The following is a 13,296-nucleotide window of genomic DNA, read 5'->3' on the forward strand; positions in this document are numbered from 1 at the left end:
GGGCGGCTGAAGCGGGCTTCAAGTCGGCTGGCCGACCCGGTGGTTGACGCGGGGGCGGAGCGGTCAGACGAGGACCGTGCCGCCGTCCACGACCACCGTGGAGCCGGTCGTATAGCCGCCGCGCATCAGATACAGATACGCCTCGGCGATGTCCTCCGGCTCGCCCACCCGGCCCACCGGCAACGACCCGGCGGCGGACTCGAACAGCCCGTCCCGGAGCTCGTCGGCCAACTCCCGCCACAGCTCGGTGCGGACCACACCGGGCGCGACCACATTGACCCGCAGCGGGGCCAGTTCCAGGGCCACTGCCCGGGTCAGCGACTCCATCGCCCCGCACAGCGCGGCGGCGACGGTCGTGCCCGGCACCGGCCTGCGTCCGGCGGTGCCCGTGGTCAGGACCACGGAACCGCCCTCCCGGATCGACGGGGCGCCGTACTTCACCGCCGTGTAGGCGCCCCACAGCCGGGTGTCCAGAAAGGCGCGGGCCCGGCCGAGGTCGGACTCGGCGAGGCTCTCCATCAGCAGCGCCTCACCGGCCGTGTAGACCAGATGGTCGTAGCCGCCGAGCCCGGCGAAGAAGGCCCGTACCGCCTCCTCGTCGCTCGCGTCGAGGACCCGCCCCTCGGCGTCCTCCGGGAGCCGTTTCAGCGCCGCGTCCACACTCTCCTGCCGGCGTGAGGCGACGACCACCCGGGCGCCCTCCCGTGCGGCCGCCTCCGCGACCGCGAACCCGATTCCCGCCGTACCGCCGATGACGACGATCCGCTGTCCTCGCAGTCCCATGTCCTGCCCCTTTCGGGTTGTGCGCGTTGCTGTGACGCCATTCAGCCTGCGGCCGTTGTCGCCCCGCCGTCCAAGACCTCTTTCGACGGTGGCGATACCCTGAAGGCATCGCCGACGGCGCACGGAAGGGCGGCACCCATGGACCTCGACCTGCGCAAGGTCCGCTACTTCGTGGCGGTGGCCGAGCTGCTGCACTTCGGGCGCGCGGCCGAGCAGCTGCACATCGCACAGCCCGTGCTGAGCCGTCAGATCCGGGCCCTGGAAAAGGACTTGGACTCCACGCTCTTCGAACGTGACAGCCACGGGGTGACGTTGACGTCGGCCGGGCGCCAACTCCTGGACGACGGGCGTGCGTTGCTCGCCTCGGCGAACGCGACGCGCCGCAGGGTGCATCGGTCCGCGCGGGGGCCGCACCGGCTCGTCGTCGGCTTCCGCGCGGGCATCGTGATCACCCACACGCTGCGGGCCTACGGCGCCGCCCACCCCGGCATCGAGGTCAAGGCCCGCCGGGTCGAATGGGACGACCAGGAGCAGCTGATCCTCGACGGCACCGTCGACCTCGCCTATCTGCGCCGCCCGATCCGCGAGCAGGGCCTCACGCTCCTGCCGCTGTTCACCGAGGCCCGGGTGGCGATGCTGCCCGCCGACCACCGCCTCGCCGGCAAGCAGGACCTCGTGCGGGCCGACCTCGACGGCGAGACCTGGCTGCGGTACGCCAACCCAGGCCCGGACGATGTACCGATCCGCAGCATCGAGGAGAAGTTCGAGGCCGTCGCCTCCGGCGCGGGCATCACCCTCGTGCCCGTCTCCGTCGCCGAGCAGTACTCCCGCCCCGACATCACCTACGTCCCCGTGACCGACGCCGAACCCGACGAGGTGATCCTGGCCTGGGAGGCGGCCCGCCGGTCACCCTTGATCACGGCGTTCGTGGAGACCGCGCAGGTCGCGCCGGGCTGAGGGCGCGGTTCTCGCGGGGGCCGTGAGTGAGGCTGAGGCGGGGCCCCTGCGGCGCAGGGGGCGCTCCCCGCCGGTCGGGGCCCCGCCGCCGTGACGCGGGGCGCGGATCTCAGCCCTGGGCGGCCGCGGCCCGCAGGGCGATGCGGTCCTCGCCCGCGTACACGTTCATGTTGCCGCCCCGCAGGAAGCCCACCAGGGTCAGACCCGTCTCCGCCGCCAGGTCCACGGCGAGCGACGAGGGCGCCGACACCGCCGCCAGCATCGGGATCCCGGCCATCACGGCCTTCTGCGCCAGCTCGAAGGAGGCCCGGCCCGACACCAGCAGGATCACCCGGGACAGCGGCAGGTCCCCGTTCTGCAGGGCACGGCCGACCAGCTTGTCGACCGCGTTGTGCCGGCCCACGTCCTCCCGTACGTCGAGCAGCTCACCCTCCTCGCTGAACAGGGCAGCGGCGTGCAGACCCCCGGTCCGGTCGAAGACCCGCTGGGCCGCGCGCAGCCGGTCGGGGAGGCCCGCGAGCAGCGAGGGCTCGACACGGACCGGGGGAGTGTCGGCGATGGGCCAGCGCGCCGTCGTACGGACCGCGTCCAGGCTGGCCTTGCCGCACAGACCGCACGAGGACGTCGTATACACGTTGCGTTCCAACGTGATGTCCGGAATGACGACGTCGGGAGCGGTCCGTACGTCCACCACGTTGTACGAGTTCGAACCGTCTACGGTCGCCCCCGCGCAGTACACGATGTTCTGCAGATCGTATGCGTTGGCGAGTACACCTTCGCTGACCAGGAACCCGGCGGCGAGCGCGAAGTCGTCTCCGGGCGTGCGCATGGTGATCGCGAGCGGCTTGCCGTTGAGCCTGATCTCCAGGGGTTCCTCGGCGACGAGCGTGTCCGGGCGGCTGGAGACCACGCCGTCCCGGATCCGGGTCACCTTGCGTCGTTCCGTGACTCGTCCCATGTCCTGATCAGCCCCGGTTCTGTACGTGCTGGTGGCCGAAACGGCCCTTGCTGCGGAGGGTGCCGCAGGTCACCGGGCCGTCATGTGCGGCGAGGTGACCTTCCCGCTCTCATTGTCCTGCATGCGCGGAGTGGGCTCGCGGCCCACTCGTGTCTCCTCATGCGGCACTCCTCAGCGCGAGCAGGTCCGAGATGGCGTGCACGGTGCGCAGGGTGGGCACCTCCACACCGGTGATCTCCGCCAACTCGACCACCGCGGCGAGGAGTACGTCGAGTTCGAGCGGCTTGCCGCGCTCCAGGTCCTGGAGCGTCGAGGTGCGGTGGTCGCCGACGCGTTCCGCGCCCGCGAGGCGCCGTTCGATGGAGACGCCGACCTCGCAGCCCAGCGCCTCGGCGACGGACAGCGTCTCGGTCATCATGGTCTCGATGACCTTGCGGGTGCCGCCGTGCAGGCACATCTGCCGCATGGTGGCGCGGGCCAGCGCGCTGATCGGGTTGAAGGAGATGTTGCCGAGCAGCTTGAGCCATATGTCGTTGCGCAGATCCGGCTCCACCGGGCACTTCAGCCCGCCGGCTTGCATGGCCTCGCTCAGCGCCAGACAGCGCGCCGAGACGCTGCGATCGGGCTCGCCGACGGAGAAGCGGGTGCCTTCGAGATGGCGCACAACTCCCGGTCCCGCCAGCTCCGTTGCCGCGTAGACCACACAGCCGACGGCCCGTTCGGGCGCGAGCACCGCACTGACCGCGCCGTCCGGGTCCACACTCTCGATGCGCTGCCCGTCGTAGGGCCCGCCGTGCGCGTGGAAGTACCACCAGGGGATGCCGTTCTGGGCGGCCACGACCGCCGTGGTGTCGTGCAGCAGGGGCTCGATCAGCGGCCCGCACGCCGCGTACGAGTTGGCCTTCAGGCCGAGGAGTACGAAGTCGACCGGGCCGATCTCGGCCGGGTCGTCGGTGGCATGGGCGCGGGCGGTGAAGTCGCCGCGCGGGCTGAGGACTTGGACGCCGTGCTGCCTCATGGCCGCGAGATGCGGTCCACGGGCGACGAGATGCACATCGGCGCCCGCACGGTGCAGCGCGGCGCCGACATAGGCGCCGATCGCACCGGCGCCGAGGACTGCGACTCTCACTGGAGACTCTCCGTTCGGTCGAGGGAGTACCGCGGAGGTGGGTGCCGCCCGGACGGCGCCGGGCGGAACCCTGGCCGAACAGTGTCGACGAAATATTGTCTACAGTATGGAAGATGGGTCGGCAAGGGTTCGGGCAGGGACTGTGCCCTGTGTCCCTGATCGCGCTGTATCCCTGAGCCCGCCGCCCGGGCCGCGCTAGCGTCGGGTCCATGATCGTATGGCTCAACGGCACCCACGGCGCGGGCAAGACGACGACCGGTCCGCTCGTGCAGCAACTGCTCCCGGATTCACGGGTGTTCGACGCCGAGAAGGTCGGCGTGACACTCATGGACATCACGCCGGGACTGCCCGCGACGGACAACTTCCAGCACTGGCCGCCATGGCGCCCGCTCGTCGTCGACACCGCCCGCCGCGTGCTCGACTACACCGGCGGCACGCTGGTGATGCCCATGACGGTCCTGGTCGAGCGGTACTGGCGCGAGATCAGTGCGGGCCTCGCCCAACACGCCATCCCTGTACGGCACTTCGTCCTCCACGCCGACCAGGACACCCTCCGCGGGCGCATCGAGGGGGACACCGCCATGGGCCCCTCCACCTTCCGTCTCGCCCACCTGGAGCCCTACGCCGAGGCGGCCCGCACCTGGCTGCACCGGGACGCTGAGGTCGTCGACACCACACACCTCACCCCCGACGAGGCCGCCCGGCGGATCGCGGAGTCCGTTCAGAGCTGAGGCCGGGCCGCAACACGAGAACAGGCGTGGGAGAGGAGCGAGTTCAGGCGCGCGAACCGGCGCGGGAACGGGAGTCGGAACTCCGCGGCGACCGTTCGGCGCACTCTGCATACCGCTCATCGCATACGGTCGACGCGCCGCCTTCTCAACTCCCTTGCCAGTCCCTACCGTCCGGGATCATGAGTCCCCCAGTCGCACCCCCGGCGTGGAGCCGCTGGCTGGTTCCGCCCGCCGCCCTCTCGGTACACCTCTCCATCGGCCAGGCCTACGCCTGGAGCGTCTTCAAGCCGCCGCTCGAATCCTCACTGAACCTCAGCGGTACACAGAGCGCCCTGCCCTTCCAGCTCGCGATCGTCATGCTCGGCCTGTCGGCCGCGTTCGGCGGCACCCTCGTGGAACGCAACGGGCCGCGCTGGGCGATGACCGTCGCCCTCGTCTGCTTCTCCTCCGGCTTCCTGATCTCCGCGCTCGGTGCGGAGACGAAACAGTTCTGGCTGATCGTCCTCGGCTACGGCTTCGTCGGCGGGATCGGCCTCGGCATCGGCTACATCTCACCGGTCTCGACCCTGATCAAATGGTTCCCGGACAGGCCCGGCATGGCCACCGGCATCGCCATCATGGGCTTCGGCGGCGGCGCGCTCATCGCCTCCCCGTGGTCGGCCCAGATGCTCAAGTCGTTCGGCTCCGACAACACCGGCATCGCTCAGTCGTTCCTCGTACTCGGTCTTTCGTATGCGGTATTCATGACACTGGGCGTGTTCCTCGTGCGGGTGCCACGCACCGACAAGCCCGTCGAGAACGCGCCCAGCGTCCTCTCCGGCGTGCAGGTCTCGGCCAACAGCGCTGTACGCACCCCGCAGTTCTGGTGCCTGTGGGTCGTCCTGTGCATGAACGTGACCGCGGGCATCGGCATCCTGGAGAAGGCCGCCCCGATGATCACGGACTTCTTCGCGGACACCTCCACCCCCGTCACGGTGTCGGCCGCCGCCGGCTTCGTCGCGCTGCTCTCCGCCGCCAACATGGCGGGCCGTATCGGCTGGTCCTCGACCTCCGACCTGATCGGCCGCAAGAACATCTACCGCGTCTACCTCGGCGTCGGAGCGGTCATGTACACGCTCATCGCACTGTTCGGCGACTCCTCGAAACCGCTGTTCATCCTCTGTGCGCTGGTGATCCTCTCCTTCTACGGCGGCGGTTTCGCGACCGTGCCCGCCTACCTGAAGGACCTCTTCGGGACCTACCAGGTCGGCGCGATCCACGGCCGGCTGCTCACCGCCTGGTCCCTGGCCGGTGTCCTCGGACCGCTGATCGTGAACTGGATCGCCGACCACCAGAAGGCCGCCGGCAAACACGGCGCGTCCCTCTACGACACGTCCTTCATCATCATGATCGGGCTGCTCGTCATCGGCTTCGTCGCCAACGAACTCGTCAAGCCTGTCCACGTCCGCCACCACATCCCCGCCCCGAGGGAGGCCGCCGATGTCGAACGACAGCAGTCAGAGTCCGCCTGACCGACGGCCGCTCATCGCCTTCGCCTGGCTCTGGGTGGGCGCACCGCTCGCGTACGGCCTGTACGAACTCGTCCTCAAGGCGAAGCAGCTGTTCACCGGCTGAATGTTCGGGCGACACCGTCAATCACAGGATGGATGACAGAAGCCGACAACCCGGACGGCTGTTTCCTGTGGCATCACCTGCCGTCGTACCCGCGAGTCACTGGCAAGACTGGTGGATCCCGCTACCCAAGGCAACGAGGGGGACCACCCATGAACGGCACGCGGATCGCCGCCGTCGGCCACTACCAGCCCGCCAAGGTACTCACCAACGAGGACCTGGCGGGCATGGTCGACACGAGTCACGAGTGGATCACCTCCCGGGTGGGCATCCAGACGCGACACATCGCCGGGCCCGACGAACCCGTGGACGAGCTGGCCGCGCACGCCGCCGCCAAGGCCCTCGCCGCAGCGGGCCTGACGCCCGGGGACATCGACCTGGTCCTGGTCGCCACCTCCACGGCCATCGACCGCTCCCCGAACATGGCCGCGCGCGTCGCCGCCCGCCTCGGCATCCCGTCGCCCGCGGCCATGGACGTCAACGTCGTGTGCGCCGGCTTCACCCACGCCCTGGCCACCGCCGACCACGCCGTCCGCGCGGGAGCGGCCACCCGGGCCCTGGTCATCGGCGCCGACAAGATGTCCGAGGTCACCGACTGGAACGACCGTACGACCTGTGTCCTCGTCGGCGACGGAGCGGGGGCCGCCGTCGTCGAGGCCGCCGACGAGCCCGGCATCGGACCGGTGCTGTGGGGTTCCGTGCCCGAGATGGGGCACGCGGTACGGATCGAGGGCACGCCCCCGCGGTTCGCGCAGGAGGGCCAGAGCGTCTACCGCTGGGCCACCACCCAGCTCCCGCCGATCGCCCGCAAGGCCTGCGAGAAGGCGGGGCTGACCCCTGCCGACCTCGCCGGCGTCGTCCTCCACCAGGCGAACCTGCGCATCATCGAGCCCCTCGCCGAGAAGATCGGCGCCGTCAACGCGGTCGTCGCCCGCGACGTCGTCCAATCGGGCAACACCTCGGCCGCCAGCATCCCGCTCGCGTTCTCGAAACTCGTCGAACAGGGTGCCATCCGCACCGGCGACCCCGTCCTGCTGTTCGGCTTCGGCGGGAACCTGTCGTACGCCGGCCAGGTCGTCCGGTGCCCGTGACCTGCGCACACGTTCGCAGGTGACGAGGCGGACCGCTGCCTCTCCTGCCTACTGCGCGCCGTGGACTGTGTGCCGGTCGTAAGGGCGGCTCCGCCTTTCGCCTGGCGGGGTTGAGGCAGGGCCCCTTTCGGCGCAGGGGGCGCTCCCCGCCGGTCGGGGCCCCGCCGCCGTGACGCGGGGCGAGGACGTCAGCCCTGGATGGCCGCGGCCCGCAGGGTGATGCGGTCCTGTCCCGTGTACACGTTCATGGTGGCGCCCCGCGGGAAGGTGTCCGGCAGTTCGCCGCTTCCGGTGAGGAGTGCGCCGGGGTGGGGGTCCCGGTCCGGTCGAAGACCCGTCGTGCCGCCCGCGACCGGTCGGGGAGGCCGACGAGCAGTTCGGGTTCGAACCGGACCGGGGGAGTGCGGTTGACGGGCCGACGGGTTGTCGTACGGACCGCTTCGAGATGTGCCGTGCCGCACGAGCCGAACAAGCCCCACAACCCGGAACAGCGGGGCGTCGTACGCCCGTTGGCGTCGCGGACGCGGAGCGCCTCGTGTCGTTTGGTGACTCGTACCGGGGTCGGCCTCGGTTTCGTGCCGACGCGAACGGCGGCAGCCGGGTGCGGGTCTCGCGACGGAGTCGCTCATGCGGCGGTCCGCAGGGCGAGCAGGTCCGAGATGGCGTGCACGGTGCGCAGGGTGGGCACCTCCACACCGGTGATCTCCGCCAACTCGACCACGGCGGCCAGGAGTACGTCGAGTTCGAGCGGCTTGCCGCGCTCCAGGTCCTGGAGCGTCGAGGTGCGGTGGTCGCCGACGCGTTCCGCGCCCGCGAGCCGGCGTTCGATGGAGACGCCGACCTCGCAGCCCAGCGCCTCGGCGACGGACAGCGTCTCGGTCATCATGGTCTCGATGACCTTGCGGGTGCCGCCGTGCAGGCACATCTGCCGCATGGTGGCGCGGGCCAGCGCGCTGATCGGGTTGAAGGAGATGTTCCCGAGCAGCTTGAGCCATATGTCGTTGCGCAGGTCGGGCTCGACCGGGCACTTCAGCCCGCCCGCCTGCATGGCGTCGCTGAAGACCCGGCAGCGGGCCGAGATGCTGCGGTCGGGCTCACCGACGGAGAACCGGGTGCCCTCCAAGTGGCGTACGACGCCCGGGCCTTCGAGTTCGGTGGCCGCGTAGACGACGCATCCGACAGCCCGTTCGGGCGCGAGCACCGCACTGACCGCGCCGCCCGGGTCCACGCTCTCGACGCGGTGGCCGTCGTGGAGACCGCCGTGCCGGTGGAAGTACCACCAGGGGATGCCGTTCTGGGCGGCGATCACCGCCGTGGTGTCGTGCAGCAGAGGCTCGATCAGCGGCCCGCACGCCGCGTACGAGTTGGCCTTGAGACCGAGGAAGACGTAGTCGACCGGGCCGATCTCGGCCGGGTCGTCGGTGGCATGCGCGCGGGCGGTGTAGTCGCCCCGCGGACTGAGGACATGTACCCCCTGTTGCCTCATGGCCGCGAGATGCGGTCCACGGGCGATGAGGTGCACGTCGGCGCCGGCGCGGTGGAGAGCGGCGCCGACGTAGGCGCCGATCGCTCCGGCGCCGAGGACTGCGACTTTCACTGGGTGGCGCTCCGTTCGGTCGAGGGATACCGAGGAACTGACGAACTGTGTCGACGAAATATTGTCTACAGGATGGAGTCGACGGCAGCAAGAGTTGTGACGGCACTCGGCGCCCCGCCCCACGACCCCCGCCGAGCGATCCCGCACGGGACGCCACCGATTCCAGGTGACCCGTGGAAGGCACCGTCCCCCATCCGTGAGCTGCCGGTGTGCCTGCGCGCGACAAGGCCAACTCCGCTGTCTACAGGCCTTTGTGCGCCGTAGACTGTAGGCGAAAACCAATTCATAATCATGCTGCAGCTCCGACGCTGCCCAGGAGGGACCGCGATGTTGTCGACGACAGGACTGCCGCGGGGTTCGGTGCCCAAGCTCGAACGCCCGGGTCCGTTGCGTGACCGCGTCTATGAGGCGTTGCTCGAACTCATCACCACGCGTGCCCTGGAGCCCGGTCAGCATCTCGTCGAGAGTGAACTCGCCGGGCATCTCGGGGTGTCACGGCAGCCGGTGCGGGAGGCGTTGCAGCGGCTCAGTACCGAGGGCTGGGTCGATCTGCGGCCCGCGCAGGGGGCGTTCGTGCACGAGCCGACGGAGGAGGAGGCCGACCAACTCCTCACCGTACGCACGCTGTTGGAGGCCGAGGCCGCCCGGCTCGCCGCCGCCAACGCGAGCAGCGCCGGCATCGCCGTCCTGGAGGAACTGTGCACGGAGGGCGAGCGCGCGGTCGCCGCCGACGACGTGGACAGCGCGGTCGCGATGAACGCCCGGCTCCATGCGAAGGTCATGGAACTCGCGGGTAACACGGTCCTCGCCGAGTTGGCCGCACAGGTCGACCGGCGCGTCCGCTGGTACTACACACCGGTGGCCCGGCAGCGCGGGCAGCAGTCCTGGATCGAGCACCGTGAGCTGATCGCAGCGATCGCCGACCGCGACGAGCCGCGCGCCACGGAGGTCATGCGCGCCCACACGGAACACACGCGGAAGATGTACCACCAGCGCGAGAAGTAGCCCGGCCCACTCACAAGTCACCGAATGGACCGGCCACCGACCGAGGCAGCACGCGCGCGTGCCGTCCCGGAGCGGCCGCGCGGTCGCCGCAGCACCGGGCCCGGCCAACGGATCGAGCCGTACCCCTTCCCGCGGACGAGCGGGCCTTACCGACGAGTCTGCGCGCGAGTGATCGTGCAGCGACGGAGCGTGCGCCGCTCTACGACGCGAAGCTCCAGCCGGCGCACGGGTTGCGGGCGGCGCTGCTCCCGCCCTCGCCGCCGTCGCTGCCGGGCAGGCGGCCCTCCTGCGACGAACGTCGCGGGGGAGGGCCGCCTGTTGTCCGAACTCCCTTGTCTAGACGGCCGCTTGCGGCTGCGGTGCCGGCGTGCCGGCCAGGGTCCGCCCCGGCTGCCGCAGCAGCAGGGCGATCGCCGCCGCGACCATCGAGGTGGCGCCGGCCAGCGCGTACGCCCCGTTGTAGCCCCAGGCGGCGACCACCATGGAGCCGAGGCCACCGCCGAACAGGCCGCTGACCAGCTTGCCGCTGTACACCAGCCCGTAGTTGGAGGCGTTGTAGTTCTCCCCGAAGTAGTCCGGGGTGAGCGCCGCGAACATCGGGTAGAACGCGCCGCCGCCGAAGCCGGAGAGGAAGGCGAAGAACAGGAACAGCCATTCGCTCTTGATGTCACCGGCCCAGATCACGCCGAACTGGGCGAGCCCCAGGACGACGATGACGAACACCAGGGTGGACTTGCGGCCCCACTTGTCGGACAGCCAGCCCACGACCCCGCGGCCGATGCCGTTGATGACCGCCATGACGCCCATGGAGGAGGCCGCCACCAGCGGGCCGAAGCCCACCTCCTTGGCGAAGTCGACCTGGAAGGAGATTCCGAAGATCGACACGCCCGCGGTCATGACGAGGGCGACCCACATGAGGGGAAGCATGCCGGTCCTGATTGCCTCCTTGGGTGTGTACTGCTTTACCGCGGGTGGGTTCTTGGCCAGGGCGGCGGCGCCCTTCGCGCTGCCGCCGTAGGTGAGCGGGTCGATGTCCGCGGGCCACCAGTTCTTCGGCGGGTCCCTGAAGAAGAACGCGCACCCGAAGACCACGATCATGATGTAGCAGCCGATGAGGTCCAGGACGCGGTGGTAGTTCGCGGTGTCGAAGCCGTAGTTGAAGATGAAGATGAACGGCAGCGATCCGTACGCGAAGCCGCCGTTGACGAACCCGGTCCTGGCTCCCCGGCGTTCAGGGAACCACTTGCCGACCATGTTGATGCAGGTCGCGTAGACGAAGCCGGAGCCGATGCCTCCGATGACGCCGAATCCCAGGATCGCCAGCCAGACGTTGCTCAGGTGCGACAGCGCCAGGAACCCGACCAGACACATGCCGGAACCGATGTACATGGCCCTGCGGGCGGTGAGTATGCCCTTCTCCCGCAGCCACCCCGCCGGGAAGGCGATGCCGGCCTGGAAGAAGACCCAGACACTGAGGATCCAGAACGTGTTGCTCTGCGTCCAGCCGTGGGCGTGGGACAGGGTGTCCTCGGCCGAGCCGTACGCGTACTCGAAGACGCTGATGGCCATCATGGCGAGCCACGGCAGATACACCATGAACTTGCGCGAGTGCCCGAGGATGTCCCGGTCACTCTCGCCGACGCGGTAGACACGGCCGTGGGCGTCGGTCACTTCACGGTAGGGGCGGTGAGCGGGGTCGGGGTGCTGCGACTCGTTGTTCTTGCTGCTTGCTGTGTACGGATCTGCCGTCATGTCAGGCCATCTCCTCGCCGAGCGGTTGCGGGTTGGGGATGATGCGACGCATGGTCCTGGGCCTGCCGGGCGCCTTGAGGAACAGCGCCAGCACCGCGGAGCCCAGACCGATGCAGCCGGCCAGGACGAACGCGCCCTCGTAGTCCCACACGCCGACCACGATCGAGCCGACCCCGGAGCCGACGAGGCCCGAGATGAGCTTCGAGCTGTAGACCATGCCGTAGTTGGAGGCATTGTTGTTCTCGCCGAAGTAGTCCGCCGTCATGGCGGCGAACAGCGGGAAGATCGCGCCGCCGCCGAAGCCGGAGACCATGGAGCAGAAGAGGAAGAACGGCATGCTGCCCATCTGGCCGGAGACCAGCACACCGAACTGGGCGGTGCCCAGCACCAGACACACGATGATCAGTGTGTGGCGGCGGCCGAAGCGGTCCGATATCCAGCCGATGACGCCGCGCCCGGTGCCGTTGACGATGGCCTTCAGGGACATCGCCGTGGCCACGATGCCGCCCGCGAAGCCCATGTCCTTGCCGAACGGCACCTGGAAGGCGATGCCGAAGATGTTGATCCCGGCCGTGCACAGCAGGCAGAACCACATCATCCACAGGACGGGCGTGCGTGCGGCCTCCCCCGGGGTGTACTGCCTGACCGCCGGCGGGTTCTTCTCCAGTGCGCGCCGGATCTTCGGGTCGTCGGTCGCCTTCAGCGGGTCGACGTGCGGAGGCCACCAGTTCTTCGGCGGGTCCTTGAAGAACCACCCCGCGAACGCCACGACGGCGCAGCAGGTCAGGCCCACCGTCACCAGGACGCCCCGGTAATTGGTCAGGTCCATGTACGAGGTGAACAGGAAGACGAAGGGCACCGAGCCGTAGGCGAAACCGCCGTTGACCATGCCGGTCTTGCCGCCCTTGCGCTCCGGATACCACTTGCCGACCATGTTCACGCAGGTCGCGTAGACGAAGCCGGCGCCGATGCCGCTGCACACGCCGAAGCCGAGGTACGCGACGATCACGTTCGGCGCGAACGCGAGTGAGAGATAACCCAGGATCGTGCCCAGTGCGCCGAGCATCATCGCGTACCGCGCGGGAAGCCTTCCGCTCTCCCGCAGCCGCCCCGCGGGGAAGGCCACGGCCGCCTGGAAGAACACCCAGACGCCCATCAGCCAGAAGATGTGCCCACTGCTCCACAGATGCGCGTCGTGCAGGGTGTCCTCGGCCGACGTGAACGCGTACTCCGAGGAGCTGATGCCCAGCATGCCCATCCAGGGGAAGAGCACCATGGTCCATCGTGGCCGGCCCATGATGTCCCGGTCGGTTTCGCCGATCCGGTACACACGGCCGCCTGGACCCGTCACCTCCCTGTGGGTGGCGGGCTTGGAATCGTCGACGGTTGTCATCTTCTTCAAGCACTCCTTGCGTCGAAAGATCTGGCCAGCGCCCCCTGTCCAAATGCCTTTCGTGCGCACGCGGGTCCCGGAGCCTGCCGACGCGCACCGTCGGCCTGCCCCCCGCTCGGTCACCTCATGGGCCACCGCCCAGCGGTTCCGAGGTCCGGTCCCGAGGCTCCATGTCAGATCACCCCGCTCGACCTGAGCAGGCGCAGTTCCTCGTCACCGAGGCCCAGTTCGCCTATGTAGATCTCTTGGTTGTGTTGGCCGAGGAGGGGTGGGGTGGTGATGTGGGTGG

12 protein-coding genes and 1 pseudogene are annotated in these 13,296 nt (G+C 69.5%); 6 read left to right on the plus strand and 7 right to left on the minus strand.

Features of this window, described 5'->3' with window-relative positions; translation table 11 throughout:
• Positions 1-63 precede the first annotated feature (63 nt).
• Positions 64-783, minus strand: coding sequence for an SDR family oxidoreductase (locus AC31A1_RS32530; RefSeq protein WP_489656763.1), 720 nt, complete (start codon positions 781-783; stop codon positions 64-66).
• 138 nt (positions 784-921) lie between these two features.
• On the opposite strand from AC31A1_RS32530, the gene AC31A1_RS32535 reads away from it, so the two are divergent.
• The gene (locus tag AC31A1_RS32535) at positions 922-1,740 is read left to right on the plus strand and encodes a LysR family transcriptional regulator (protein WP_489656764.1); all 819 of its coding nucleotides are present in this window, start codon (positions 922-924) and stop codon (positions 1,738-1,740) included.
• A 109-nt stretch (positions 1,741-1,849) separates the two neighbouring features.
• Here AC31A1_RS32535 and fdhD read toward each other — a convergent pair whose 3' ends face one another.
• The 3 genes and pseudogenes from fdhD to AC31A1_RS32550 all read right to left on the minus strand — a co-directional run bounded on the left by fdhD (position 1,850) and on the right by AC31A1_RS32550 (position 3,827).
• On the minus strand, positions 1,850-2,698 hold the full coding sequence (gene fdhD / locus AC31A1_RS32540; RefSeq protein ID WP_489656765.1) for a formate dehydrogenase accessory sulfurtransferase FdhD: 849 nt from the start codon (positions 2,696-2,698) through the stop codon (positions 1,850-1,852).
• Between the two features lie 7 nt (positions 2,699-2,705).
• Positions 2,706-2,824, minus strand: a pseudogene (locus AC31A1_RS32545) (2Fe-2S iron-sulfur cluster-binding protein); the annotation flags it as partial.
• A gap of 31 nt (positions 2,825-2,855) precedes the next feature.
• A complete protein-coding gene (locus AC31A1_RS32550) occupies positions 2,856-3,827 on the minus strand; it encodes a 2-dehydropantoate 2-reductase (protein ID WP_489656766.1) in 972 nt (323 codons plus the stop codon).
• Between the two features lie 209 nt (positions 3,828-4,036).
• On the opposite strand from AC31A1_RS32550, the gene AC31A1_RS32555 reads away from it, so the two are divergent.
• The 4 genes from AC31A1_RS32555 to AC31A1_RS32570 all read left to right on the plus strand — a co-directional run bounded on the left by AC31A1_RS32555 (position 4,037) and on the right by AC31A1_RS32570 (position 7,260).
• Complete coding sequence (locus AC31A1_RS32555; RefSeq protein WP_489656767.1) at positions 4,037-4,558, plus strand: ATP-binding protein; 522 nt, start codon at positions 4,037-4,039, stop codon at positions 4,556-4,558.
• A 179-nt stretch (positions 4,559-4,737) separates the two neighbouring features.
• Entirely contained in the window at positions 4,738-6,069 is a 1,332-nt protein-coding gene (locus AC31A1_RS32560; protein ID WP_489656768.1) for an OFA family MFS transporter, read from the plus strand.
• A complete protein-coding gene (locus tag AC31A1_RS32565; protein ID WP_318019845.1) occupies positions 6,038-6,172 on the plus strand; it encodes an MFS transporter small subunit in 135 nt (44 codons plus the stop codon). Before AC31A1_RS32560 ends, AC31A1_RS32565 begins: the two co-directional genes overlap by 32 nt.
• Before the next feature lie 149 nt (positions 6,173-6,321).
• Positions 6,322-7,260 (plus strand): beta-ketoacyl-ACP synthase III, encoded by a 939-nt coding sequence (locus AC31A1_RS32570; protein ID WP_489656769.1) that lies wholly within the window; start codon positions 6,322-6,324, stop codon positions 7,258-7,260.
• A gap of 625 nt (positions 7,261-7,885) precedes the next feature.
• On the opposite strand, the gene AC31A1_RS32575 is transcribed toward AC31A1_RS32570, so the two are convergent.
• Positions 7,886-8,857, minus strand: coding sequence for a 2-dehydropantoate 2-reductase (locus AC31A1_RS32575; RefSeq protein ID WP_489656770.1), 972 nt, complete (start codon positions 8,855-8,857; stop codon positions 7,886-7,888).
• Positions 8,858-9,184: 327 nt separating this feature from the next.
• On the opposite strand from AC31A1_RS32575, the gene AC31A1_RS32580 reads away from it, so the two are divergent.
• The gene (locus AC31A1_RS32580) at positions 9,185-9,862 is read left to right on the plus strand and encodes a GntR family transcriptional regulator (protein WP_489656771.1); all 678 of its coding nucleotides are present in this window, start codon (positions 9,185-9,187) and stop codon (positions 9,860-9,862) included.
• Between the two features lie 336 nt (positions 9,863-10,198).
• On the opposite strand, the gene AC31A1_RS32585 is transcribed toward AC31A1_RS32580, so the two are convergent.
• Together AC31A1_RS32585 and AC31A1_RS32590 are read right to left on the minus strand one after the other, a co-directional pair.
• On the minus strand, positions 10,199-11,614 hold the full coding sequence (locus AC31A1_RS32585; protein WP_489656772.1) for an OFA family MFS transporter: 1,416 nt from the start codon (positions 11,612-11,614) through the stop codon (positions 10,199-10,201).
• 1 nt (position 11,615) lies between these two features.
• Positions 11,616-13,007: an OFA family MFS transporter gene (locus tag AC31A1_RS32590; protein ID WP_489656773.1), complete on the minus strand. Its 1,392-nt coding sequence runs from the start codon at positions 13,005-13,007 to the stop codon at positions 11,616-11,618.
• Positions 13,008-13,296 lie beyond the last annotated feature (289 nt).

Source organism: Streptomyces sp. P5F9, assembly GCF_057961495.1.

Bases quoted from the DNA above. Each gene is read 5' to 3' on its own strand.
- AC31A1_RS32585 (WP_489656772.1), bottom strand. From the start codon at position 11,614: ATGACGGCAGATCCGTACACAGCAAGCAGCAAGAACAACGAGTCGCAG.
- AC31A1_RS32570 (WP_489656769.1), top strand. From the start codon at position 6,322: ATGAACGGCACGCGGATCGCCGCCGTCGGCCACTACCAGCCCGCCAAG.
- fdhD (WP_489656765.1), bottom strand. From the start codon at position 2,698: ATGGGACGAGTCACGGAACGACGCAAGGTGACCCGGATCCGGGACGGC.
- AC31A1_RS32590 (WP_489656773.1), bottom strand. From the start codon at position 13,007: ATGACAACCGTCGACGATTCCAAGCCCGCCACCCACAGGGAGGTGACG.
- AC31A1_RS32560 (WP_489656768.1), top strand. From the start codon at position 4,738: ATGAGTCCCCCAGTCGCACCCCCGGCGTGGAGCCGCTGGCTGGTTCCG.
- AC31A1_RS32535 (WP_489656764.1), top strand. From the start codon at position 922: ATGGACCTCGACCTGCGCAAGGTCCGCTACTTCGTGGCGGTGGCCGAG.
- AC31A1_RS32580 (WP_489656771.1), top strand. From the start codon at position 9,185: ATGTTGTCGACGACAGGACTGCCGCGGGGTTCGGTGCCCAAGCTCGAA.
- AC31A1_RS32565 (WP_318019845.1), top strand. From the start codon at position 6,038: ATGTCGAACGACAGCAGTCAGAGTCCGCCTGACCGACGGCCGCTCATC.
- AC31A1_RS32555 (WP_489656767.1), top strand. From the start codon at position 4,037: ATGATCGTATGGCTCAACGGCACCCACGGCGCGGGCAAGACGACGACC.
- AC31A1_RS32530 (WP_489656763.1), bottom strand. From the start codon at position 783: ATGGGACTGCGAGGACAGCGGATCGTCGTCATCGGCGGTACGGCGGGA.